This is a genomic window from Streptomyces fuscichromogenes, from assembly GCF_014645815.1.
Lineage (GTDB): Bacteria > Actinomycetota > Actinomycetes > Streptomycetales > Streptomycetaceae > Streptomyces > Streptomyces fuscichromogenes.
This window is the reverse complement of sequence record NZ_BMML01000042.1, coordinates 31,229-52,543: the sequence shown is the minus strand read 5'-3', so window position 1 is coordinate 52,543 and position 21,315 is coordinate 31,229. Positions and strand designations below refer to the sequence as shown.

Sequence of the window (21,315 nt, the reverse complement as noted above, 5' to 3'; positions counted from 1 at the left end):
CGGTCTAGCCCTTGACGCCGGTGAGCGCGATGCCTTCGACGAAGACCTTCTGCGCCAGGAAGAACAGCACCAGGACGGGCAGCAGGAACATCAGCGAGGCCGCCATCTGGAGCTGGTAGGCGTTCTGGTGGCCGTTCTTGGCGAGCTGGCTGAGGGCGACCGCGAGGGTCTGGCCGGTGTCGCTGTTGCCGGTGTAGAGCAGCGGGTTGTAGAAGTCGTTCCACGCGTAGAGGAAGGCGAACAGGCCCACGGCGGCGATCGCCGGGCGGGCCATCGGGATCAGCACCCGCCACAGGATGCGCAGTTCGCCCGCGCCGTCCACCCGGGCCGCCTCGGTGAACTCCTCCGGGATGGTGAGGAAGAACTGGCGCAGCAGGAAGATGCTGAACGCGTCCCCGAAGAAGGACGGCACGATGAGCGGCTTCAGCGTGCCCACCCAGCCGGCGTGCGCGTACATGACGTACAGCGGCAGGCTGGTGACCTGGGCCGGGATCATCATCGCGGCGAGGACGACCAGGAAGACCGCCTCCCGGCCGCGCCACTTCAGCCGCGCCAGCGCGTAGGCCACCGGCACCGAGGAGACGACGACACCGATCGTGGACAGCCCGGCGTACAGCATGGTGTTGAGCAGGTCACGGCCGAACGGCATGGCCCTGAAGACCTCGCCGAAGTTGCCGAACTCCCAGGGCGAGGGCCACAGCGAGCCGGTGCCTGCCTGGTGCTGGGTCATGAAGGCGGTGAGGACGCCGATCGTCAGCGGCAGCAGGAAGCACAGCGCCACGGCGACGGCGGGCGCGTGCTCGGCGAGCACGTACAGCGCGCGCCGCCCGGCCCGCGGTTTCGTCAGCTGAACAGTGCTCACCGGCCACCGCCCGAGTAGTGCACGAAACGGCGGGAGGCGCGGATGAACACCACGGTCGCCGCGAAGATGACGAGGAACAGCAGCCAGGCCATCGCCGAGGCGTAGCCGGTCTTGAAGTAGCCGAAACCCTGCCGGTACAGCTCGGTCGAGTAGAACAGCAGCGAGTTGGCGGGGTAGCCGATCAGGTCGTTGCTGGAGGAGGTGGCGTTCGCGGAGCTGGAGGCGACGAACGCCTCCGTGAAGTACTGGAACGTGTAGATCATCCCGGTGAGCAGCGCGAAGAAGATCACCGGGGAGATCGCCGGAAGCGTCACACTGCGGAACTTCTGCAGCGTGCCCGCGCCGTCGAGTTCGGCCGCCTCGTACAGCTCGCGGGGCACGTCGAGCATGGCGGCGGAGAAGATGACCATCACGTTGCCGCTCGCCCACAGCGCCATCAGGACCAGGCTGGGCTTGGACCAGGCGGGGTCCGCGAACCAGCCCGGACCGTCGACGCCGACGAGACCCAGCAGCCGGTTCAGCGGGCCGACCGGGTTGAGCAGCACGATGAACGACAGGGCCGCGGCCACCACCGGCACCATCGACGGCAGGAAGAACAGCGTACGGTACACGGCCCGGCCGCGCCTGACCCGGATGATCACCCAGGCGGTGAACATGGCCCAGGCGGTGCGCAGCGGCACCATGACGACGACCATCCACAGGGTGTTGCGCACGGACACCCAGAAGGTGTCGGACTGTTCGAACAGGGCGCGGTAGTTGCGCAGCCCGACGAACTGCACCGGACGGTAGGAGCCGGCCTGGAAGTCGGTGAGCGAGTAGTAGAGCGTCGCCGCCACCGGGTAGAGCACGAAGACGCAGAACCCGACGGCGAACGGGGACAGGAAGGCCAGCACGACCCACCAGCGGGCCCGGCTCGGGCGGCGGCGCCCGCCCCGGGCAGGGCGCGTGCGCGCCGAGCCCGGGGCCTCGCCGACGGGGGCGAGGACGGTCGTCATGACTACTGCCCGCTCTCGGAGTTGAGGTCGTCGATCTTCTTGCCGACCCCCGCGAGACCGCTCGCGACGTCCGTCACCTTGCCCTGCTCGTAGTCGAGCAGGAAGGCCCGCCAGGTGTCCATGTCCTCGATGCCGGCCGGGGTGAGCGTCTTGTAGGTGGAGTTCTTGTTCTCGAAGACGTCGACGAACGGCTTCCAGTGCGGGTCGTCCCGCTGGTCCCAGGCCTTGAGCGCGGCGAACGTGGAGGGGACGTTGTAGACCGTGTCGGCCAGGGTGTTGAGGAACGTGGTGTCGGTGGTGAGCTGCTGGAGCGCGAAGAACGCCTCCTGCTTGTGCTGGGAGCCCGCCGACAGATAGGCGACGGTGCCGAGCGTGCTGCCCGCGCCGTAGGTGCCCGACGATCCGTCCAGGACCGGCATCGGCACCACGCCGTAGTCGAAGTCCTTCTTCTCGGTGGCTATTTCACCGACGTGCCACTCGCCGTCGAACTCCATGGCGGCGGCACCGGTCAGCAGCGGGTTGCCGGCGTCGTCCGCGTGCGGCTGGTAACGGCCCACGAACTTCTGGACATTGGCCGACCCGTAGTAGTCGATCAGGCCCTGGTCCCACTTCAGCAGCTGCTGCCACTTGGCGTCGGACGCGAAGGTGGTCCTGCCGTCCTTGCCGTAGAACTCGGTACCGCTGTGCGCGCCGGTGTAGAGGTACCGGTTGACGTCGTAGTCCGAACGCGGCACGAAGCCGTACGTCTTGATGGAGCCGTCGGAGTTCTTGACCGTCAGTTTCTTCGCGTCGGCGGTCAGTTCGGCGAGCGTCCTCGGCGGTTCGGTGATGCCGGCCGCCTTGAACATCTGCTTGTTGTAGTACAGCGCGAAGGCGTCGGTCAGCAGGGGCAGCGCGCACTGCTTGCCCTGGTAGCGGGTGTAGGCGAGGGTCGCGGCCGGGAAGGTCTTCGCCGCGTCGATCCTGGCCGAGGTCAGGTAGGGGCCGACGTCGGCGACCGTGCCGTTGTAACAGAACTTGGCCACGTTGTCCGGCACCGAGCTGACGAAGACGTCGGGCGGGTCGCCCGCGGCGACCGCCTTGGCGTAGGCGGCGTCGTCCTTGTTGGGCACGAACTTGACGGTCAGCCACGGGTACTTGCTGTGCAGCCGGTTCAGGGTCTCCTTGAACGCGGCCACCTCGTTGGGGAGATGGTTGAACGTCCAGACGGTGACCGTGGTGGCGGCGTGCGAGGCGCCGGGGGTGATGGCGGTGTCGGGCTGGGAGGAGGCGGGGCCGGTGGAGGTGCAGCCTGCCAGCAGCAGGACGCCGGCGGCCGTGACGGCCGCGGCTCCGGTGATAGGTTTGAACACTGATCGTCCTTCCTCGGAGACGGGATTCCCTGGGTGACGGATCGGTCGTCGGTCGACGGGCACGGCAATGCCCGGTGACCCGGAGCGGCGGCGCTGTCCGGCAGGACGGCGTCGCCGCGGTGTCTGTCAGGACAGAGCCGACGGCTCCGCCTGCGGGACGGGAGTGGTGGCGGCGGCGAAGGCGGCCTCCCGGGCCAGCTCCGCCGACATGGTGGTGGCTCCGGTGAGCACGGCGTCCTGGCCGAGGCCGGACGCCACGACCGGCGGGCGGAAGGTGCTGAAGTCGGCCAGATGACGGTCGACCGCCTCCAGCAGCAGATCGCCGTTGGCGCCGATGGCGCCGCCCAGCACGATGAGTGCCGGGTCGATGAGGGGGACCACGCAGGCCACCACGTAGGCGACGCTGCGGGCGGTGTCGTCCACGATCGCCAGCGCGCCGGGGTCGCCGGCGCGGGCGAGTCCGAAGACGGTACGCGGACTGCCGTCGCCGGGCAGGCCCAGCCGCCGCGCCTCGGCGCTGATGTAACGGGCGCCCAGGTGTTCCTGGACCAGGTCCCGGCGCTGCCCGGCCGGTGCGATCATCCGGTCGCTGGGCAGATAGCCGGCCTCACCGGCGACCCCCGTGGCGCCGCGCCGGACCCGTCCGTCCACCACCAGTCCGAGGCCGAGTCCGACCCCGAGGCTGACCAGCACGAAGTCGTCGGTGTCGGTGCCGCGGCCATGGGTGCGCTCGGCCAGCGCCGCGAGGTTGACGTCGTTCTCCAGGACCAGCGGCACCGGGACCGCCCGGCCGAACGCCTCGCCGAGGCCCGCCCCGGCGTCCGGCAGCCCGGCGGCGTACGACAACCGCCGTCCGTCCGGACCGACCGCGGCCGGCAGGCCCGCGACGACCTGGGTGATGTCCGAGAGCTCCCGGCCCACCTGTCCCGCCAGGTCCCCGCACATCTCCAGGACCTGCCCGACGAGGGCGCCGGCACCCTGGTCGCCGTGCTGCTCCGCCTCGGCGCGGGCCCGGACGCGGCCGGTGACGTCGGCAACCGCGGCGCGGATCCTGCGGTGGCCGACGTCGAGGCCGATGGCGAAGGCGCAGTCGGCGTTGACCTCGTACTGGGCGGGTGCCGGGCCCTTGCGGCCGGTCGCCGGACCCACCTCGGTGATCACGCCGCGCTCCAGCAGCAGTCCGACCGCGGCGGCCACGGTGGGCCGGGACAGGGGGATCCGCCCGGCCAGATCGGTGGTCGTGACCGGACCCTCCTCGTCGATCGCCTCCAGAACGGCACGGCCGTTGAGCGAACGCAGCAACCGCTGCGGACCTGCTGGATAACGACGGGTCACGGAGCCCTCGTCCCTCTGTAAGAAAGAAAGTTGCTTATTTATACGCGCGGGCCTGGCCGGAATCAACACCTCCGTGGGAGTACGCTGACCGAAGAGGAGTTTGAACTCTCAAACATTCGCTCGTCATACTCGCTCATCGGAGAACGTCATGCGCGTCGCGATCACCGGATCCACCGGGCTCATCGGTTCCGCCCTCACCCGTTCCCTCCTCGCCGACGGTCACCGGGTGCTGCGTCTGACCCGCGGCCGGACCCCGGCCCCGGCGGCGGACGGGAGCGAGTCGGCGCCCTGGGAGCCCGGTGCCCGGCTGGACCCGGCCGTCCTGGCCGGTGTCGACGCCGTGGTGCACCTCGCCGGTGCGGGGGTCGGCGACCGGCGCTGGACCGCCGCGTACAAGCAGGAGATCAGGCTCAGCCGCCTCCAGGGCACCCGGACCGTCGCCGAGGCCTGCGCCGAGGCCGGCCGGCCGCCCCGGGTGCTGATCTCGGCCTCGGCCACCGGCTACTACGGCGACACCGGCGACCGTGTCGTCACGGAGGCCGACCCGGCCGGCGACGACTTCCTGGCCTCCGTCTGCGTCGGCTGGGAGTCCGCCGCCGCGCCGGCCGAGCGGGCCGGCGTCCGGGTCGTCCACCCGCGTACCGGGCTCGTGGTCTCCGCCGACGGCGGCGCCTGGGGCAGGCTCTTCCCGCTCTTCCGGTTCGGCCTCGGCGGCCGGCTGGGCTCGGGTGACCAGTTCTGGCCGTTCATCTCGCTCCCCGACCACATCGCCGCCCTGCGGCATGCGATCGACCACGACGACATCGCCGGCCCCCTCAACTTCACCGCCCCCGAACCGCTGACGAACCGCGAGATCACCCGTGCGACGGGCCGGATCCTGCACCGGCCCACCGTTGCCGCCGTCCCCGCCTTCGCGCTGCGGGCCGTCCTCGGTGAGTTCTCCGAGGGCATCACGGGCAGCTGCCGTGCCGTTCCGGCCGCTCTGCTGAAATCCGGGTTCACGTTCCGGCAGCCCGGCATCGACGAAGCGCTGCGTGCCGCGCTGTCCCAGGGGCGGCACCTGGCCGCCGGCCCCGGTGGTCGCTCCGGCCTGCCGCGTTAACCTGTCGATATGTGCCCGAACCGTCCGGAAGGGGCCGAACCCGAGTCGCCCCCAGCCGTGGGGGCGTGGGCGAGGACAGTGGCGTTGGCCCTCCGGCAGGCGACGGCGGGCACCGGAGGGCAGGGCGCCCTCCTGCATCGATGGGATGCCGACGCGGGCCGGCTCAACCTGGTGGCGGCGTACGGTGTCGACGCCGAGACGGCACGGCCCTGGGCGGAGCTGCGCCAGGAACAGGACGCGCCGCCGTCCTGCGCACTGCGCCGCGGTGTCCTCGTCCAGATGGCCGAGGACGGCCTCGGGACCGGCGCGGCCGGCACGGTGGCGGTCCCCCTGACCGGGGCCGAGGGGCCCGTCGGCGCGCTCTCGGTGCTGGCGGCTCCCGGAACCGGCGGACCCGACGACGTACAGCTGTCCTTCCTGCACGCGGTGGCGGCCTGGACCGCCGAGTGTCTGGACCGCGCGGAAGGGAGGCCGCCGCACCGGGAGACCCCGGCCGGGCACGGGCGCACGGTCCGGACGGTGGAGCTGACCGCGACGCTCGCCGAGGCCGTGACCGTCCAGGACGTCGTACGGGCCGTCGCACAGCATGTCCTGTCCCCGTTCGGCGCCGCCGGACTGGTCGTCTCCGTGTTCGAGGACGGCAGGCTGACCAGGGTCGGCGAGGTCGGCTACCCGGCGGACTACCTGCGGCGGTTCGAGGGCCCGCTCACCGCCGGGATGCCCGTCGCCGACGTGCTGCGCACCCGCCGGCCGCAGTTCATGGAGTCGCCCGCCCAGATGTACGAGCGCTATCCCGCCGTCACGGACAAGATCATGATGGGGGCCTCGCCGAAGACGGCATGGGCGTTCCTGCCGCTGATCGCCTCCGGCCGCGCGATCGGGGTGTCGGTCCTGTCCTACGACCGGCCGCGCCGTTTCAGCGAGGAGGACCGCGCCCACCTGACCACGCTCAGCGCCCTGGTCGGCCAGGCGCTGGAAAGGGCCCGTCTGTACGACCTGGAGCACGCCCGCGCCGAGGAGCTGCAGAGCGCCCTGCTGCCCCGGACACTGCCGCGGCTGCCCGCCGTCGTCGCCGCCGCCCGGTATCTGCCGGCGGGCCGGGGCGAACAGGTGGGCGGCGACTGGTTCGACGTGATCCCGCTCTCCGGCGACCGGGTCGCCCTGGTGATCGGTGACGTGATGGGCCACGGCATCGCCGAGGCCGCCACCATGGGCCGGCTGCGCACCGCCGTACGCACCCTCGCCGACCTCGACATGGCCCCCGACGAACTGCTGGGCCACCTCAACGATCTGGTCAGCGAACTCGGGGAGGACTTCTACGCCACCTGCCTCTACGCCGTCTACGACCCGGTCGGCCGCACCTGCTGCTACTCCCTGGCCGGGCATCCGCCACCGGTGTTCGTGCATCCGGACGGCACCGTGCAGAGTCCCGTCGTCAGCCCCGATCCGCCGCTCGGCGCCGCCACCCCGCCGTTCGCCGTGCACGAACTCCCGCTCGCGGACGGGACCCTGGTCGTGCTGTGCACCGACGGGCTCATCGAATCCGGCGCCCGGGACGCCGAGGAAGGCCTGGCCGAGCTGTTGCGCGTGCTGGGCCGGGCCGCGGTCCGGCCGGCCCGCCTCACCGGCGCGGACCAGGAGGAGGACGCCCGGGGCCTGGCCGAGCTGTGCGACACGGTCGTCTCGGAGCTGCTGCCGGACCGGGAGCGGACCACCGACGACGCGGCCCTGCTCATCGCCCACACCCGGGCCATACCCGCCGCCGACATCGCCTCCTTCGGCCTGCCCGACGACCCCCGGGCGGCCGGCCAGGCCCGGGAACTCGTCCGCGGCCAGCTCTCCCGGTGGGGCCTGGACGACCTGTCGATGACCACCGAACTCCTGGTGAGCGAGCTGGTCGGCAACGTCGTCCGGCACGCCAAGGGCCCCATGCGGCTACGGCTGCTGCGCAGCCGCATCCTGACCTGCGAGGTCTATGACGGCAGCCTCAGCACCCCGCGCATCCGCCATGCCACCTACACCGACGAGGGCGGCCGCGGCCTCCAGCTGGTCGCCGCGCTGTCCCGGCGCTGGGGCGCCCGCTACCTCAGCGACGCCAAGTGCATCTGGACCGAACAGGACATCCCGAACGGCTCCCATGATCCATCACCGACAGGTCTGAACTGAGATGTCAGGTCCGATCTGTCAATGGTGTATCTACGATGGAATCATGAGTCTCCGCCATGCACTCCTCGGACTCCTCGTCGACCGGCCCGCCAGCGGCTACGACCTGCTGAAGCTGTTCGACACCTCGCTGGCCTTCGTCTGGCCGGCCACCCAGAGCCAGGTGTACGGGGAACTGAACCGCCTCGCGGAGGCCGGGCTGGTCGACGTGTCCGCCGAGGGCCCGCGCCGGCGCAAGGAGTACAGGGTCACGGACGAGGGACTCAGGGAACTGCGGGGGTGGCTGGTCGCCCCGACCCAGCAGCAGTCGCGCCGCAGCGAACTGCTGCTCAAGGTGTTCTTCTTCGACCTGGCGTCGGACGACCAGGCCCGCGCGGTCCTCGCCGAGCGGGCGGAGCTGGCCGGGGCCCACCACCAGCGGCTCGCGGAGCTGAGCACCGAACTTGAGCAGGACGAGGGGCCGTTGACCGCCCATGGCCGGATCGCCCTCGAATACGGCCTGCGCTGGGCCGAGATGGAGCGCGACTGGGCCCGCTGGGCCGCCGAACAGCTCGGCTGAACGCCGTCGGCGGCACACCGGCCGGGACCCGGGGCGGCGCCCTAGTTCACGAACCCCACATGGGCGAGGGCCTGCCGCAGCAGCACCCCGTGGCCGCCGGGCATCTCGCTCTGCAGGGCCTCGGAGACCGCCTCCTGCGGGCTGAACCACACCAGGTCCAGGGCGTCCTGCCGGGGCCGGCAGTCACCGGTGACCGGCACGATGTAGGCCAGCGACACCGCGTGCTGACGCGGGTCGTGGTACGGGGTGACGCCCAGCGTCGGGAAGTACTCGGCCACCGTGAACGGCTGGAGCGAGGCCGGCACCCGGGGCAGCGCCACCGGGCCGAGGTCCTTCTCCAGATGGCGCAGCAGGGCGTCGCGTACCCGCTCGTGGTGCAGGACCCGGCCGGAGACGAGGGTCCGGCTGACCGTTCCGTCCGGGCCGATTCTCAGCAGCAGCCCGATGCTGGTGACTTCGCCGCTGTCGTCGACGCGCACGGGCACGGCCTCCACGTACAGGATCGGCATGCGGGCGCGAGCCATCTCCAGCTCGTCGGAGGACAGCCAACCGGGCGTGGTTTCGGTCATGTCAGACATTGCTTGATCATACTTTCCGGGCGGGGCGCGCGGGTCAGTCGCGGCCGGGGTCGGATGCGGGAAGTCCGTAGAGGCGAAGGGCGTTGTCGCGTCCTGTCCAGGCGGCGATCCGCACCGCGTCGGTCGGGCTCAGTTCGTCTGCGTCCACCCGGTCCTGGAGCAATCCGGCCAGTCCCTGCCGGAAGGACAGTGCGCCGAGGTGGTGGAACTCGGCCACACCATAGGCGTCCGAGCTGTACAGCAGTTTGCGGAACGGAGTGATCTCCGTCGCCTCCGCCAGGACCGCCCCGGCCCGCGCCGGGCCCACGTGGTGCAGCGTGAGACCCACGTCGAGGTACACATGCTCGAACACCGCGGTCAGGTAGGCGGCTTGACGCTGGTAGGGCCAGCAGTGCAGCAGGAGCACCGGGACGGTGCCGACGGTCAGCCGCAGCCAGTCGGTGAGCAGGGCCGGGTCCGCGTGGTGCAGCCGCAGGTCCGAGTCCCCGAAACCGGCGTGGAGCTGGAGCGGCAGCCCCAGACCGACCGCGGTCCACAGCAGATGGCGCATCAGCACCGGGTCCGTCAGTCTGCCGCCCCGGGAGAACCACAGCGCGGCCGCGCGGGTCACCTCGGAGTACGTCGGCCGCGCCGGGTCCAGGGCGAAACCGGTGCGGTAGGCGGCCACCGACTTGACCGCGACCACACCCGGCCGCCGTACCGCCTCCTCGGCCGCCGCCCGGAAGGCGGCCGCGTACCCGGCCGCGTCGATGCCCTGTGCGGCCACCGCCTCGGCGATGCTCTCCAGACGCACCACCTCGTACGCCCGCGCGCCGGCCGCCGCCGCGAGTTCGGCGGGGGAGGTGACCGGGTGCGGGGCGTAGCCGGTGTCCACGCAGAACGTCTCCGTGTGCGCGGCCGTCAGGAACCGGCGGTTGACCTCCTGCCAGCCCAGCTCGGCCCGGCGCGCCAGGTAGTCGGCGGCGGGCGCGTGCCGGTCCAGCCCCAGCAGGGGCGCGCAGTGGCGTCGTACGGCGATGCCGGCCGGGGTGTCGAACGGCGAGACGCCCGGCCAGGCCTCGCCCTCGGTCAGCAGCGACGCGAACTCCGGCTCGGCGAGGTCGGCGGTGACCGCGCCGTGGCAGTGGTGGTCGACGAGGGGGAGCGCGTCGAGGGCTTCCCGGATCGCCCCCGGCATCAGTACTTCCAGCGGTAGGCCGCCGCCACCCCGGCGTCGTCGAGGCCGGCGACCGCCGCCGTCTCGCCTTCGCGGACGGCGATCACCGCGTCGGCGAGGACCGCGCCGAGCGCGGTGCGCAGCACCTCGTCCTCGCGGAACTCCTCGACCGCCTGGGGGAGCGAGGTCGGCAGCCGGCGCACGCCCCGGGCCACCGCCTCGTCCGGGACCAGCCGGGCCGGGTCGTCGGTGACCTCCGCGGGCAGCGACGCGGCCGAGGCGAGCCCGTCGAGTCCGGCGGCGATGGCGCAGCCGAGGGCCAGATACGGGTTGGCGGCCAGGTCGACCGGCTTGATCTCCAGGTTGGCGTCCTGGCTCTGGTGGCCGGCGGTGCCGGTGATGACCCGGATCCCGGTCTCGCGGGTCTCCCGGCCCCAGGCCGTGAACACACCCGCCCACTGCGCGGGCCGGAGCCGCAGATAGCTGGCCGGGCTCGGCGCGGTCACCGCCGTCAGCGCGGGCAGGTGCGCCAGCAGCCCGGCGATGAAGGACTCGGCCGCGGCCGTCATGCCGTACCGGCCGTCGCCCCCGGCGTGCAGGTTCACCCCGTGGCGCCAGAGGGAGAGATGCAGATGGCCGCCGTTGCCGACGCCCCGCTCGGCGACCGCCGGGGCGAAGCTGGCCCGCAGGCCGTGCTTGTGCGAGACCGCGCGGATGGTCTGCCGTACCAGCACGCTCTGGTCGGCCGCCGCCACCGGGTCCAGGGCGCCGGTGGAGAGCTCGAACTGGCCGGGCGCGTACTCGGGATGCAGCTGGGCGACCGGCACCTCCTGCCGCTCGAGGGCCGCGAGCAGGTCGGCGGTGTAGTCGCTCAGCTCGATCTGCCGGGCGGCGCCGTACGCCGGGCCGGAGGTGGCCGGCACGAACTCGTCGGCGGGTGCGGCGGCCCGGCCGAGGGACCACTCGATCTCGATGCCCGCCCGGAAGGTGACGCCGTGCCGCTCCTCCGCGTCGGCGACGACCCGGCGCAGGAAGGTGCGGCTGCACCCGGGGTGCCGGTCGCCCTCCTGGGTCACCCGGTCGACGGGCGCCCAGGCCCAGCCGGGCTGCCCGGCCAGCACCACGAGTCGGTCCAGGTCCGGGTAGAGGCGCAGATCGCCGTCGGGCGAACCGAGGACGTCGGTGCGCACGATCGCGTCGTTGGCCAGGAAGGTGTCGAACACCGGGGACATACCGACGCCCCAGGCCACCGCCGGTTGCAGCCCCTGCCAGGGGACCGTCTTGACCCTGCACACCCCGGCGGTGTCCACATAGGCCAGCACGATCCCGCGCACGCCCTGCGCGGACAGTTCGTGGGCGAGGGCATGGGCCCGGGCGAGATCGCCGGGGCTCCCGCCGGGCACGGGGTCGACCAGGGGTGGCATACGACGTCCTCCTCGACGGGCTCGGATGCACGCGTCCCGGCCAGGGTTTCACGGCGACCGCGCCGAACCGCGCTACCGGCGCGGGTCGGCTCGGCGCTGCCGGCGTGACGAGACGGCCCTGCTCCACCGGGGTGTGCCCCGAGCCGGCCGATCGGCGAGACGGCACTTACCGCATCGGGTTGTCCGGACATAGCATCGGTCCCCGCATGAACACGATGACGCTCTGGCACATATCCGGCTGGGAGTTCGCCGCCCTGGCACTCGCCGCTCTGCTCGTCGGCTTCTCCAAGACCGCCGTCAGCGGGGCCAACACCGTCAGCCTCGCCATCTTCGCCGCGGTCCTTCCGGCCCGCGCCTCCACCGGTGTCCTGCTCCCGTTGCTCATCGCGGGCGACGTGCTGGCCGTCGCGACCTATCGCAGGCACGCGCACTGGCCCACGCTGTGGCGGCTGTTCCCGGCCGTCGCGGGCGGCGTCGTGATCGGCACGCTGTTCCTGGTCTGGGCCGACGACAGCGTGGTACGGACCTCGATCGGCGCGATCCTGCTGCTGATGGCCGGGGTCACGCTGTGGCGGCGCCGCACGGCCGAGCCTCCCGAGGACCCGGACGCGGTCACCACCCGGGCGGGCCGGGTGAAGGCCGGTTCGTACGGCGTGCTCGGCGGCTTCACCACGATGGTCGCCAACGCGGGCGGCCCCGTGATGTCGCTGTACCTGCTGTCGGCAGGCTTCCGGAAACTCGGCTTCCTGGGCACCTCGGCGTTCTTCTTCCTGATCGTGAACCTCTCCAAGGTCCCCTTCAGCGCCGGCCTCGGCCTGATCGACGGCCACTCGCTGCTCCTCGACGCCGCGCTGGTGGCGTTCGTCGTCCCCGGCGCGCTCATCGGCAAGTGGGCCGTGCACCGGATCAACCAGCGGCTGTTCGAGCAGCTGGTCATCGCGGCGACCGTCGTGGGCGGCCTCCAGCTGCTCCTGCGCTGACCGGTCCCGGGCACCGCCGACCGGTCGGGCGGGCCGGGAATGCGACGGCGGGAGGCGTTGTTGGACCGGTCGTGAATGACATGCTCGGATCAAAGATACCGGGTGTGGGCGAAAGGAGGACCTCATGGCACGCAGCACCGCGCGTCCCGTCGTCAAACTGAAGTCGACGGCGGGGACCGGCGTCACCTACGTGACCCGCAAGAACCGCCGGAACGACCCCGACCGGCTGGTCCTGCGCAAGTACGACCCGGTGGCCGGCGCGCACGTCGACTTCCGCGAAGAGCGCTGAAGCCGGACACACCGCCGCCCCAGAGAGGAAACCCCATGAAGGCCCGCATTCATCCCGCGTCCCAGCTCGTGGTCTTCCGCGACCGCGCCGCCGACACGGCGTTCCTGACCCGCTCGACCGCCGGCTCGTCCCGGACGATCGAGTGGGAGGACGGCAACACCTACCCGCTGATCGACGTGGAGATCTCGTCCGCGTCGCACCCCTTCTACACCGGCCGGGCGCGGGTCCTGGACAGCGCCGGCCGAGTGGAGCGTTTCGAGCGCCGGTACGGCCGCACCGCCGCCGCCCGCGGCTGACCGGCCCGGCGACCGACCCGAGGAGAACAGCACGATGAAGGTCCGCAAGTCCCTGCGCTCGCTGAAGGCCAAGCCCGGCGCCCAGGTGGTCCGCCGACGTGGCGTGGTCTACGTGATCAACAAGAAGGACCCCCGCTTCAAGGCCCGCCAGGGCTGACAGAGGTCCCGTTTCACCGCGGCCGCCCGGCATCCCGCCGGGCGGCCGCGGCGCGTCCCGGCACGCCTGCCGCCGGAATCCGGAAGGTGCGAAGACCTCGGGGGGCTTGCGGACCTTGAGGAAACCCGGCCCGTGCGTGGGGCCCGGATGCCGGGCCCCAGGGCGCTGTCGCCCGGGGCGGCCCCGTACGCTCGCTGCATGTCCCCGCATGTCCTGATCCTCGGTGGTACCGCTGAGGCGCGCCGGCTCGCCGCCGAGCTGTCGGGGCGGTCCGGGATCCGTGTCACGACCTCGCTCGCGGGACGGGTCGCGCGGCCGGGCTCGTTGGCCGGTGAGGTGCGGATCGGTGGGTTCGGCGGGGCGGCCGGGCTCGGCGACTGGCTGTGCGAGCACCGCGTGGACGCGCTGGTGGACGCCACCCACCCCTTCGCCGAGACGATCACCGCGAACGCGGCCCGCGCCGCGCGGGCCACCGGCATCCCCTCCGTAGTCCTGCGCCGCCCCGGCTGGCGGCCAGGCCCCGGCGACGACTGGCACCCGGTCCCGTCCCTGGCCGCGGCCGCCGCCGCGCTGCCCCGCTTCGGCCCCCGCGTCTTCCTCACCACCGGCCGCCTGGGCCTGTCCGTCTTCGCCCACCTCGCGGACCGGCACTTCGTCGTACGGTCCGTGGAGCCCCCCGAGCCCCCCATGCCCCGGCGCACCGAGGTGCTGCTGGCGCGCGGGCCGTTCACCGTGGCCGACGAGACCGCGCTGCTGCGCGAGAACCTGATCGACGTCCTGGTCACGAAGGACAGCGGGGGAGCGGCCACGGCCGCCAAACTCACGGCCGCCCGGGAGCTGGCGCTGCCCGTGGTCGTCGTACGGCGGCCCCCGCTGCCGCAGGGGGCGACGGCGGTGCCGGATGTCGCCGGTGTACTGGAACGGCTGGGGCTGGGCCCCGCCTGACCGCCTCGGGCGTCAGGCCGCCCCGGCGGCGGACGTCAGGTCCGCGGCCCGTGCGGACAGCCCGCCGGCCGGGTCCTGGACCGGCAGCCGTCCGGGTACCGCTCAGCCCTCCTTCGGAACCTCCCGGTGGCGGCGCAGCAGATACGTGTCCATGATCCAGCCCTTGCGCTCGCGCGCCTCGGCCCGCAGCCGCTCGATGCGCGGACCGGCCTCGGCGATCGGACCCGAGACCAGGATCTCGTCCGGGGTACCGAGGTAGGCGCCCCAGTAGATGTCGATGTCCTGGTTCGCGTACCGGCGGAAGGCCTGGTGCGCGTCGAGCATCACCACCACGTCGTCCACCCCGTCCGGCAGCCCCTCGGCGAGCCGCCGTCCGGTGGTGATCTGCACCGGCCGGGCCACCCGGTTCAGCCCCGTCCGGTGCCGGGCCGCCAGCGCCGAGACACTGCTGATCCCGGGCACCACGTCGTACGCGAACCGCACCGCGCCCCGGGCCAGTACCTCCTCCAGGATCGCCAACGTGCTGTCGTACAACGACGGATCGCCCCACACCAGGAAGGCACCCGTCTGCTCGGCGCCCAGCTCCTCGCGGATCAGCCGCTCGTAGATGTCCGCACGGGCGGTGCGCCAGTCGCCGACGGCCGGTGAGTACGCCCCGCCGCCCGCGGCCCGGTCCCGCTCCGGGTCCCGCGCCTCGACCAGCCGGTAACCACCGTCCGGTATGTGCGTGTCGAGCATGTCCCGGCGCAGCCGGGTCAGGTCGCTCTTGACCTCGCCCTTGTCGAGGAGGAAGAACACGTCCGTGTCCTTCAGCGCCCGGACCGCCTGGAGGGTGAGCTGGTCGGGGTCGCCCGCGCCGATACCGATGACATGAATCTTTCGCACGCCCCCGAGTCTGCCGCATGCCACTGACAGCGGGTCACCCCGGTGCTACCGGGCGCCGCGCAACCGGGGTGCCTCGGCGACCGCACCGACGCTCCGGCCGCCGCCCTCCACCCGCCCGGCCAGCTCCCGCGCCCACCGCGCGAGCCCGTCGACGTCGATCCCGTACGGCCGCGGCCCGCCGCCTCCGGCCGCCCACTCCTCCACCGCGCCGGCGCCGCGCCGCAGCAGCCGCGCCCCGCCGGTCAGGTTCCCGCGGGCCGCGTGCGTGAGCCCCACCGCCAGCTGGGCCAGCCCCCGCCACAGCGTCCGCTCCGCCTCGGGCCCCGACTTCCAGGCGTCCTCGAACACCTCGTGCGCGTGAAAGGGCTTCCCCGCGTCCAGCAGCGCCTGTGCTTCGACGACCGTCTCCTCCGGGGTCCGTACGACCCCCTCGGGCTGCCGCTCGACGCCCGCCGCGCCGTACGGCAGCGGCCGCCCCAGCCCGTCACGCGGCCGGGCGTTGCGCGCCCGCCCCTCGGTGTCCCGGTCCCGTGCCCCTGTCCCCGCGTCTTCCATACGACCGATTGTCCCTCCCCACCGCCCCGCCCTCTTTCTGCGCGCCGGGGGACGTACGGTAAGGTGCTGTTCGCGCGATCACGCGGTTCACCGCGAGCGAGCGCACCGGGACGTGGCGCAGCTTGGTAGCGCACTTGACTGGGGGTCAAGGGGTCGCAGGTTCAAATCCTGTCGTCCCGACTTTTCGAAGTCGCAGGTCAGGGGCCGTTTCAGAGGAATTCTGAAGCGGCCCCTTGATCATTCTTGGGGACCGCTTGGGGACGGCTTGGGGACCAGGGCGTCTGACGAGGATCGTGACGCACTTCGACCTGGCCAGGGAGCGCCACGGAACGGACGGTAAGGCGCAGGGTTCCGATGACGCATCATGTGGAGTGCGTGGCGTTTCTTGAACCGTTCGCAAAGGCCGCCTGACCTGCGGGTGGCAAAGTCAAGGCCGCGAGAAACGTTGCAACGCGGAGTACTCGGGGTCCGCAGACCAGATGACGCGGAAGAGGCCGGTTCACGTTCGTTGCCGGTCGGCGGGGCCGAAAATCCCAGAGAGCTGCCACTGCTGACGGATGACCTCTGGGTTCTGTAGGCCAATGGGGAGTTCCCGGCGTCCACGGATCCGGAGCGTTCGGCTCGTCTCGTCGTGGAGGACGAGCAGCGGGCCGGGGTGGAGCGCGAAGTTCGCCGGCAGGTTTCCAGAGATGCCGAGGTCGAACGCAAAGGACCTCCCGTGGGGTGACAGCGGTCGGCCGCCGCTACGGGCCGTCCGCCAGTAGGTAGGTCTCTGACCACTGCGAGAGAACTCTGAGGGCGGGCTCCAGCGCTGTGCCAGCCGAAGTGAGGCGGTAGGACACGCGAACCGGTGGCCCTTCGTCGACCTCGCGCGCGACGAGTTCCCTGGCACCGAGTTCGGCGAGGCGGTTGGAGAGCATGCGCTCGCTGATTCCGGGGATCGCGCCGTGCAGGTCGGCGAAGTAGGCGGGGCCCGCAGTGAGTACGGACACGATGGGGCCGGTCCAGCGCTTTCCCAGCAGTTCGAAGGCACGGGTGATGGCTCTGTCCACCTGCAATGGGTGTGGCGTATGACGGGGCGAGATCCGTTTGGTGCGACCGGAAGAGCAAGTGTCGTGCTGTTCGGGGGGTGACTGGCTGTTGCCGACTGTTTGCCCGCCTGGCGCACGCGGAGCGTGAACGTGAGTGTTTGGCTTGTTCGGAAGCATGGAAGGCCGCCGCTGTGATCTTTGGGAGGGAATGGCGCTGCTCAGCGAGTGTCGCGTCAGCCTCTGAAGACCTGTTCGGCCTTGTCGCGCTTGGTGGTGTGAAGTTCCCAGTAGACGGGGGAGATCTGATCGGCCGTGACGCAGGGCTGCCCGTAGAACGTGGGGGTGCCGATCGTTGCGTCGATGCCGATGTGGGCGGCCTGGATGCCGGTGCCGTCGAGTTCCCTGTGCAGGTTGACGGCCCAGTTCCGCAGAGCGGCCATGGCGGCGTCCGTGTTGGCGGTGGGCGGCTGGGGGGTGATGGAGCGGGCGCTGGTGGTGTAGAGGAGGGTGCCGGTTCCTGCCTCGCGCATTGCGGGTAGTACGGCCTTGGTGGCGGTGATCGCTCCGTAGAGCTGGAACTCGATCTCGTTCTGGATGTGGGACGGTTCGATGTCGGCCGGGGTGGCCGGGGCGGTGGGCCTGCGTGTGTCGGCCGGGGAGTACTCCAGGACGTTGATGCCGTCGAAGTGGTCTGTGGCGTTCTTGAGTGCCTGGGTGAGGGCGTCGCGGTCGAGGACGTCGGCGGGGAAGGCGGTGGCGGTGATGCCTTCGGATGTGAGGGTGGTGACGAGGTCGCCGAGCTTGTCGGGGCTGCGGGAGATGAGGGCGACGTCATGGCCCTGGGCGCCGAAGGTGCGGGCGATGGCCAGGCCCAGTTGGGGGCCGGCTCCGACGATGGCGATGCTGCTCACAGCGATCCTTTCGTGAAACGGGGTGGGAAGCGTCGGGTGATGAGGCGCTTGAGCCTTGTCGGCGGCGAGGGGGCCCTGCGCTTCGGGCTGGTCTCTCTTGCTCGGGTCGGGTTCCCGGCAGGTCCGGGCCGTTGAGTGCGCGGAGGGTCACCACCAACGGGGTTCGGGCGGGGTCCGGACGCGTCGCATGGGTGCGGGGCCGGATGCGGGCAGGACCGTCGGTGCCTCTGGGGTGTAGCCCTGCCGACCGTCCTGGAAGACCTCTTTGAGCATCGGCATGATGGCCGCTGCCAGGGAGACGCCGTTGGCCGCCTGCACCCTTTCCAGCAGGTCGGTGGTCATGTCGAGGTCCTCGGCGGTGAGGTCCTTGCCGTCGCGCATGCGGATCAGAGCGTCCCTGAAGGCTTCGGCGAGCTGTGCCGAGCGGCGGTCCGACGAGAGTGGGCCGGCCTGCGGGGGGTGGCCGGCTGACGGGTCGTTGGCTTCTGCCATGTCTGCTTCTCCTGCGAGTGGTGGTCGGCGAGGGCGGTCGCGGAGCTGGTTCGTCCGTGTTCATTCCGCCGTGGGTCCTGCCGGAACGCCGAGCTCCTTGCGGATGGCGGGGGGCGATCTCGGTGGCGAGGAGCTCGATGGAGTCGTGGACCATCGGGGCGGGCATGCCGCCGGAGTCGACCTGGCCGAGGAACCGGTCGAGGCCGAACAACGCGTGTTCGGTGAGGATCTTGTCGATGACCTCCCGGGGGCTTCCGGGGAAGTCCTGCCGACGTGGAAGTGGGTGTAGAGGTGGGTGGAGACGGCCAGTTCGAGGCGCTCGGCGCAGTGGCCGGTCTCGGCGGCGACGGTACGGAAAGAGGGATGGGGGAGGGGGCGGCGGCCCCGGGGCAGTTGCCGATCGGTGCCGCCGGAGGAGGAGTCGGGCCGGTCAGAAGGCGTGCGGCCCGAAGCGGCCCCACATCACGGTGGCTGTGACGATCAGGAGTACCGCGTCGAAGGCGATCCCCGAGGGCTCCTTGCGGCGGGCATGGAAGCCCATCGCCAGGATCATGATCACCGCGATGCCCGTGGCGGCCAGCGGTGTCAGTACGGTCGCGATGTCCAGGGCGCCCGGGAGGATCAGCCCGAGGGCCGCGGCGAACTCGGCGGTGCCGATCAGACGCACAGTCACGGGCGGGACATCGTTCACCCAGGGCAGCTGCGGGCTGAGCTGCTCACGGGACCTGGTGGTCTTGAGGACGCCGGAGGCGGCGAACACCACGGCCAGCAGGCCCTGAAGGACCCAAAGGAACATGTTCATCGGAGCGGAGGGGCTTTCTCTTCGGTCGCGCCGCGGCGCTCGCACGCCGCGGCGCGATCAGGGGGCCGGCGGGAGAAGCCGGTGCGGTCAGCCCTTGAAGACGATCTCGGCCTGGTCGCGCTTGGTGGTGTGCAGGTCCCAGTAGACGGGGGAGATGCCCTCCGGCTGGACCACCAACTGGCCCGGGATGAGGGACACGGCGATCGAGACGTCGATGCCGATGTGGGCGGCCTGGATGCCGGTGCCGTCGAGTTCCTTGTGCAGGTTGACCGCCCAGTTGCGCAGCGCCGCGGCGGCGGCGTTGACGTTGCCGACCACTGGCAGGGGGTCGAGGGAGCCGGCGCCGGTGGTGTAGAGCAGGGTGCCGGTGCCTGCCTCGCGCATCGCGGGCAGGACGGCCCTGGTCGCGGCGATCGCCCCGTACAGCTGGAACTCGATCTCGTGCTGGATGTCCGGGTAGTCGCTCTCGGCCGGCGTGGTCAGGACGACCTGGCCGAACGTCCCCAGCGGGGAGTACTCCAGGACGTCGATGCCGCCGAAGCGCTGGGCGGCGTCCGTCAGCGCCTGGGTGAGGGCGTCGCGGTCGAGGACGTCGGCCGGGAAGGCGGCGGCGGTGATGCCCTCCGCGGTCAGCTTGCCGACGAGGTCGTCGAGCTTGTCGCGGTTGCGGGAGACGAGGGCGACGTCGTGGCCCTGGGCGCCGAAGGTGCGGGCGATGGCCAGGCCCAGCTGGGGGCCGGCTCCGACGATGGCGATGCTGCTCACAGCGATCCTTTCGCAGGCCTCCACGAAGAGAGGCAGCAGATATGGATAGCCCTATCCGAATCTAGATCCGGATAGGGCTTACCGGTTCGATGCGTTCACCGTACCACGGGAAATGGATAGGGCATTCCGATTGCTAGACTGGCCGTATGACTCCAGGCGCCCAGCACCCCGACGACACCGCCGCCCAGCCGCTGCGCAGCGACGCCGAGCGCAACCGCGGCAGGATCATCGCGGCAGCGCGCAAGGTGTTCGCGCGCGACGGGCTGAACGCCTCCATGGCCTCGGTGGCCCGTGAGGCGGTTGTCGGGATCGCCACGATCTTCCGCCACTTCCCGGCCAAGGAGGACCTGGTCGCCGCCGTTTTCGCCGACCGTATGGACGCCTACGCCGACGCGGTCGCCGTCGCCCTGGACGACCCCGACCCCTGGCACGGCTTCGTCGGCTACATCGAGGCCGCCTGCGCGATGCAGGCCGCCGACTACGGCTTCGCCGACGTGCTGACCACGACCTTCCCCACCGCCAAGGCGCTGGAGACCCGTCGCAACGAGGCGTACGAGGGCATGGTGCGGCTCATCGGCCGCGCCAAGGAATCGGGCAGGTTGCGCGAGGACTTCGACCCCTCCGACCTGGTGCTGCTCCACATGGCGAACGCAGGCGTCGTGAATGCCACCGGAGAGGCCGCGCCCGACGCCTGGCGCCGCGTCGTGGCGCTGTTCGTCCAGTCCTTCGAGGCCCCCGCCCGGGGTCCGCTGCCCGCCTCGCCCGAGCACGAGGCCCTCTACAAGGCCATGCTCCGCGCCGCACCGACCAGCCCCGCGGCTCCTGCCCCCGACAGGACGAGCTGACCTCGGACCGGATCCGGATCCGGACCCGGATCCGGATCCGGCCTGCCGTGACAGTGGCGCAGAGTGTCTCGGCCGCTGCCGTCGGGTACGAGGCGGCGGGGTCGTCCTGGTGTCCCGTGGTCGATCCGGCCTTGTCGGCACGACGGTCCGGCCTGGCCGAGGAGGCTGCCGCCGGTGGCGTCGACGAACGCTCCGGTGATCCGGCGAGCCTGGTCGGTGGCGAGGAACGTGACGACGTCGGCGACCTCCTCGGGCTCGCCGACACGCATGTACGCCGACAGCTCGGACATCCGCTCGCGGGCCTCGGGGGTCTTGAAGACCGCGTTCCCGCTGTCCGTGATCCCTGGGGCCACCGTGTTGACGGTGATTCCCCGAGGAGCGAGGTGACGGGCGAAGTGGCGTGAGAGCTGTTCGAGGGCGCGTTTGTCATCGCGTAGACCAATGACGAGGGGTTGGCGACCCGGGTCGGGCCGGACGAGATGTTGATGACGCGCCCTCCGTCGGGGATCAGCCCGAGGGCCTGCTGGGTGATGAGGAACGGCGCCCTGGTGTTGACCGCGAACAGCTTGTCGAACCCGGCTCACGTGCCTATGAAGGGCTGCGCTTCCTCTCCGGCTGGTCGGCGAATCGGCAGGACGGCCCCGCGTCCGACAGCGCCGCCTGACGGGTACGACCTCCGTCCATACCCGTACGGGGAAATGAAGGAGAGCCCGGAAGGAATGGGAACTCCGATTTTCGGCATGCCCTCCCGGGATTTCCTCCAAGCCGGGGACTAATCCTTCCTACCTTCGTTGTCGAATTCCGTGCCAAGCTTCCAGAGCACGATTCACACGATC

24 protein-coding genes and 1 tRNA gene are annotated in these 21,315 nt (G+C 71.5%); 10 read left to right on the top strand and 15 right to left on the bottom strand.

What is annotated here, in order from left to right:
* Positions 1–4: 4 nt before the first annotated feature.
* The 4 genes from IEZ11_RS47080 to IEZ11_RS47065 form a co-directional block, all read right to left on the bottom strand.
* The gene (locus tag IEZ11_RS47080; protein WP_229713831.1) at positions 5–862 is read right to left on the bottom strand and encodes a carbohydrate ABC transporter permease; all 858 of its coding nucleotides are present in this window, start codon (positions 860–862) and stop codon (positions 5–7) included.
* The gene (locus tag IEZ11_RS47075) at positions 859–1,857 is read right to left on the bottom strand and encodes a carbohydrate ABC transporter permease (RefSeq protein ID WP_189269253.1); all 999 of its coding nucleotides are present in this window, start codon (positions 1,855–1,857) and stop codon (positions 859–861) included. Before IEZ11_RS47075 ends, IEZ11_RS47080 begins: the two co-directional genes overlap by 4 nt.
* A 2-nt stretch (positions 1,858–1,859) precedes the next feature.
* Positions 1,860–3,209, bottom strand: coding sequence for an ABC transporter substrate-binding protein (locus IEZ11_RS47070; protein WP_189269252.1), 1,350 nt, complete (start codon positions 3,207–3,209; stop codon positions 1,860–1,862).
* A 126-nt stretch (positions 3,210–3,335) separates the two neighbouring features.
* Positions 3,336–4,544 (bottom strand): ROK family transcriptional regulator, encoded by a 1,209-nt coding sequence (locus IEZ11_RS47065; RefSeq protein WP_189269251.1) that lies wholly within the window; start codon positions 4,542–4,544, stop codon positions 3,336–3,338.
* 148 nt (positions 4,545–4,692) lie between these two features.
* On the opposite strand from IEZ11_RS47065, the gene IEZ11_RS47060 reads away from it, so the two are divergent.
* The 3 genes from IEZ11_RS47060 (at position 4,693) to IEZ11_RS47050 (ending at position 8,368) form a co-directional block, all read left to right on the top strand.
* The gene (locus IEZ11_RS47060) at positions 4,693–5,646 is read left to right on the top strand and encodes a TIGR01777 family oxidoreductase (RefSeq protein ID WP_189269250.1); all 954 of its coding nucleotides are present in this window, start codon (positions 4,693–4,695) and stop codon (positions 5,644–5,646) included.
* A gap of 78 nt (positions 5,647–5,724) precedes the next feature.
* The gene (locus IEZ11_RS47055) at positions 5,725–7,812 is read left to right on the top strand and encodes an ATP-binding SpoIIE family protein phosphatase (RefSeq protein ID WP_229713824.1); all 2,088 of its coding nucleotides are present in this window, start codon (positions 5,725–5,727) and stop codon (positions 7,810–7,812) included.
* 43 nt (positions 7,813–7,855) lie between these two features.
* A complete protein-coding gene (locus tag IEZ11_RS47050; RefSeq protein ID WP_189269248.1) occupies positions 7,856–8,368 on the top strand; it encodes a PadR family transcriptional regulator in 513 nt (170 codons plus the stop codon).
* Positions 8,369–8,409: 41 nt separating this feature from the next.
* On the opposite strand, the gene IEZ11_RS47045 is transcribed toward IEZ11_RS47050, so the two are convergent.
* Genes IEZ11_RS47045 through IEZ11_RS47035 form a run of 3 tightly spaced genes read right to left on the bottom strand, consistent with a single transcriptional unit; the run spans position 8,410 to position 11,526 of the window.
* Complete coding sequence (locus tag IEZ11_RS47045; RefSeq protein WP_189269260.1) at positions 8,410–8,937, bottom strand: NUDIX hydrolase family protein; 528 nt, start codon at positions 8,935–8,937, stop codon at positions 8,410–8,412.
* A 43-nt stretch (positions 8,938–8,980) separates the two neighbouring features.
* Positions 8,981–10,123: an amidohydrolase family protein gene (locus IEZ11_RS47040; RefSeq protein WP_189269247.1), complete on the bottom strand. Its 1,143-nt coding sequence runs from the start codon at positions 10,121–10,123 to the stop codon at positions 8,981–8,983.
* Positions 10,123–11,526 (bottom strand): glutamine synthetase family protein, encoded by a 1,404-nt coding sequence (locus tag IEZ11_RS47035; RefSeq protein ID WP_189269246.1) that lies wholly within the window; start codon positions 11,524–11,526, stop codon positions 10,123–10,125. The genes IEZ11_RS47040 and IEZ11_RS47035 overlap by 1 nt, the downstream gene beginning before the upstream one ends.
* A 206-nt stretch (positions 11,527–11,732) precedes the next feature.
* On the opposite strand from IEZ11_RS47035, the gene IEZ11_RS47030 reads away from it, so the two are divergent.
* The 5 genes from IEZ11_RS47030 to IEZ11_RS47010 all read left to right on the top strand — a co-directional run bounded on the left by IEZ11_RS47030 (position 11,733) and on the right by IEZ11_RS47010 (position 14,193).
* Positions 11,733–12,506: a sulfite exporter TauE/SafE family protein gene (locus IEZ11_RS47030; RefSeq protein WP_189269245.1), complete on the top strand. Its 774-nt coding sequence runs from the start codon at positions 11,733–11,735 to the stop codon at positions 12,504–12,506.
* Between the two features lie 124 nt (positions 12,507–12,630).
* Positions 12,631–12,795 (top strand): 50S ribosomal protein L33, encoded by a 165-nt coding sequence (gene rpmG, locus IEZ11_RS47025; RefSeq protein ID WP_189269244.1) that lies wholly within the window; start codon positions 12,631–12,633, stop codon positions 12,793–12,795.
* A gap of 35 nt (positions 12,796–12,830) precedes the next feature.
* Positions 12,831–13,091, top strand: a complete 261-nt coding sequence (locus IEZ11_RS47020; RefSeq protein ID WP_189269243.1) for a type B 50S ribosomal protein L31 — start codon at positions 12,831–12,833, stop codon at positions 13,089–13,091.
* Between the two features lie 34 nt (positions 13,092–13,125).
* Positions 13,126–13,248 (top strand): type B 50S ribosomal protein L36, encoded by a 123-nt coding sequence (ykgO, locus tag IEZ11_RS47015; RefSeq protein ID WP_046728129.1) that lies wholly within the window; start codon positions 13,126–13,128, stop codon positions 13,246–13,248.
* A gap of 198 nt (positions 13,249–13,446) precedes the next feature.
* On the top strand, positions 13,447–14,193 hold the full coding sequence (locus IEZ11_RS47010) for a cobalt-precorrin-6A reductase (RefSeq protein WP_189269242.1): 747 nt from the start codon (positions 13,447–13,449) through the stop codon (positions 14,191–14,193).
* Positions 14,194–14,295: 102 nt separating this feature from the next.
* Here IEZ11_RS47010 and cobF read toward each other — a convergent pair whose 3' ends face one another.
* Both cobF and IEZ11_RS47000 read right to left on the bottom strand, forming a co-directional pair.
* Positions 14,296–15,078 (bottom strand): precorrin-6A synthase (deacetylating), encoded by a 783-nt coding sequence (gene cobF, locus IEZ11_RS47005; protein ID WP_189269241.1) that lies wholly within the window; start codon positions 15,076–15,078, stop codon positions 14,296–14,298.
* Between the two features lie 45 nt (positions 15,079–15,123).
* Positions 15,124–15,633, bottom strand: coding sequence for a DUF309 domain-containing protein (locus tag IEZ11_RS47000; protein WP_189269240.1), 510 nt, complete (start codon positions 15,631–15,633; stop codon positions 15,124–15,126).
* Positions 15,634–15,739: 106 nt separating this feature from the next.
* On the opposite strand from IEZ11_RS47000, the gene IEZ11_RS46995 reads away from it, so the two are divergent.
* Positions 15,740–15,813 (top strand) — tRNA-Pro (locus IEZ11_RS46995).
* Positions 15,814–16,376: 563 nt separating this feature from the next.
* Here IEZ11_RS46995 and IEZ11_RS46990 read toward each other — a convergent pair.
* The 5 genes from IEZ11_RS46990 to IEZ11_RS46970 form a co-directional block, all read right to left on the bottom strand.
* Positions 16,377–16,685 (bottom strand): winged helix-turn-helix transcriptional regulator, encoded by a 309-nt coding sequence (locus tag IEZ11_RS46990; protein WP_308426600.1) that lies wholly within the window; start codon positions 16,683–16,685, stop codon positions 16,377–16,379.
* A 212-nt stretch (positions 16,686–16,897) separates the two neighbouring features.
* Positions 16,898–17,575: an SDR family NAD(P)-dependent oxidoreductase gene (locus IEZ11_RS46985; RefSeq protein ID WP_189269238.1), complete on the bottom strand. Its 678-nt coding sequence runs from the start codon at positions 17,573–17,575 to the stop codon at positions 16,898–16,900.
* A 147-nt stretch (positions 17,576–17,722) separates the two neighbouring features.
* Positions 17,723–18,067, bottom strand: a complete 345-nt coding sequence (locus IEZ11_RS46980) for a hypothetical protein (protein ID WP_189269237.1) — start codon at positions 18,065–18,067, stop codon at positions 17,723–17,725.
* 430 nt (positions 18,068–18,497) lie between these two features.
* Positions 18,498–18,869: a DoxX family protein gene (locus IEZ11_RS46975; RefSeq protein ID WP_189269236.1), complete on the bottom strand. Its 372-nt coding sequence runs from the start codon at positions 18,867–18,869 to the stop codon at positions 18,498–18,500.
* 87 nt (positions 18,870–18,956) lie between these two features.
* Positions 18,957–19,634: an SDR family NAD(P)-dependent oxidoreductase gene (locus tag IEZ11_RS46970; protein ID WP_189269235.1), complete on the bottom strand. Its 678-nt coding sequence runs from the start codon at positions 19,632–19,634 to the stop codon at positions 18,957–18,959.
* A 146-nt stretch (positions 19,635–19,780) separates the two neighbouring features.
* Between IEZ11_RS46970 and IEZ11_RS46965 the strand changes: the two genes are divergently transcribed.
* Positions 19,781–20,479 (top strand): TetR/AcrR family transcriptional regulator, encoded by a 699-nt coding sequence (locus tag IEZ11_RS46965; protein WP_189269234.1) that lies wholly within the window; start codon positions 19,781–19,783, stop codon positions 20,477–20,479.
* On the opposite strand, the gene IEZ11_RS52795 is transcribed toward IEZ11_RS46965, so the two are convergent.
* Positions 20,413–21,063, bottom strand: coding sequence for an SDR family NAD(P)-dependent oxidoreductase (locus tag IEZ11_RS52795; RefSeq protein ID WP_444544946.1), 651 nt, complete (start codon positions 21,061–21,063; stop codon positions 20,413–20,415). The genes IEZ11_RS46965 and IEZ11_RS52795 overlap by 67 nt on opposite strands.
* Positions 21,064–21,315: the final 252 nt, after the last annotated feature.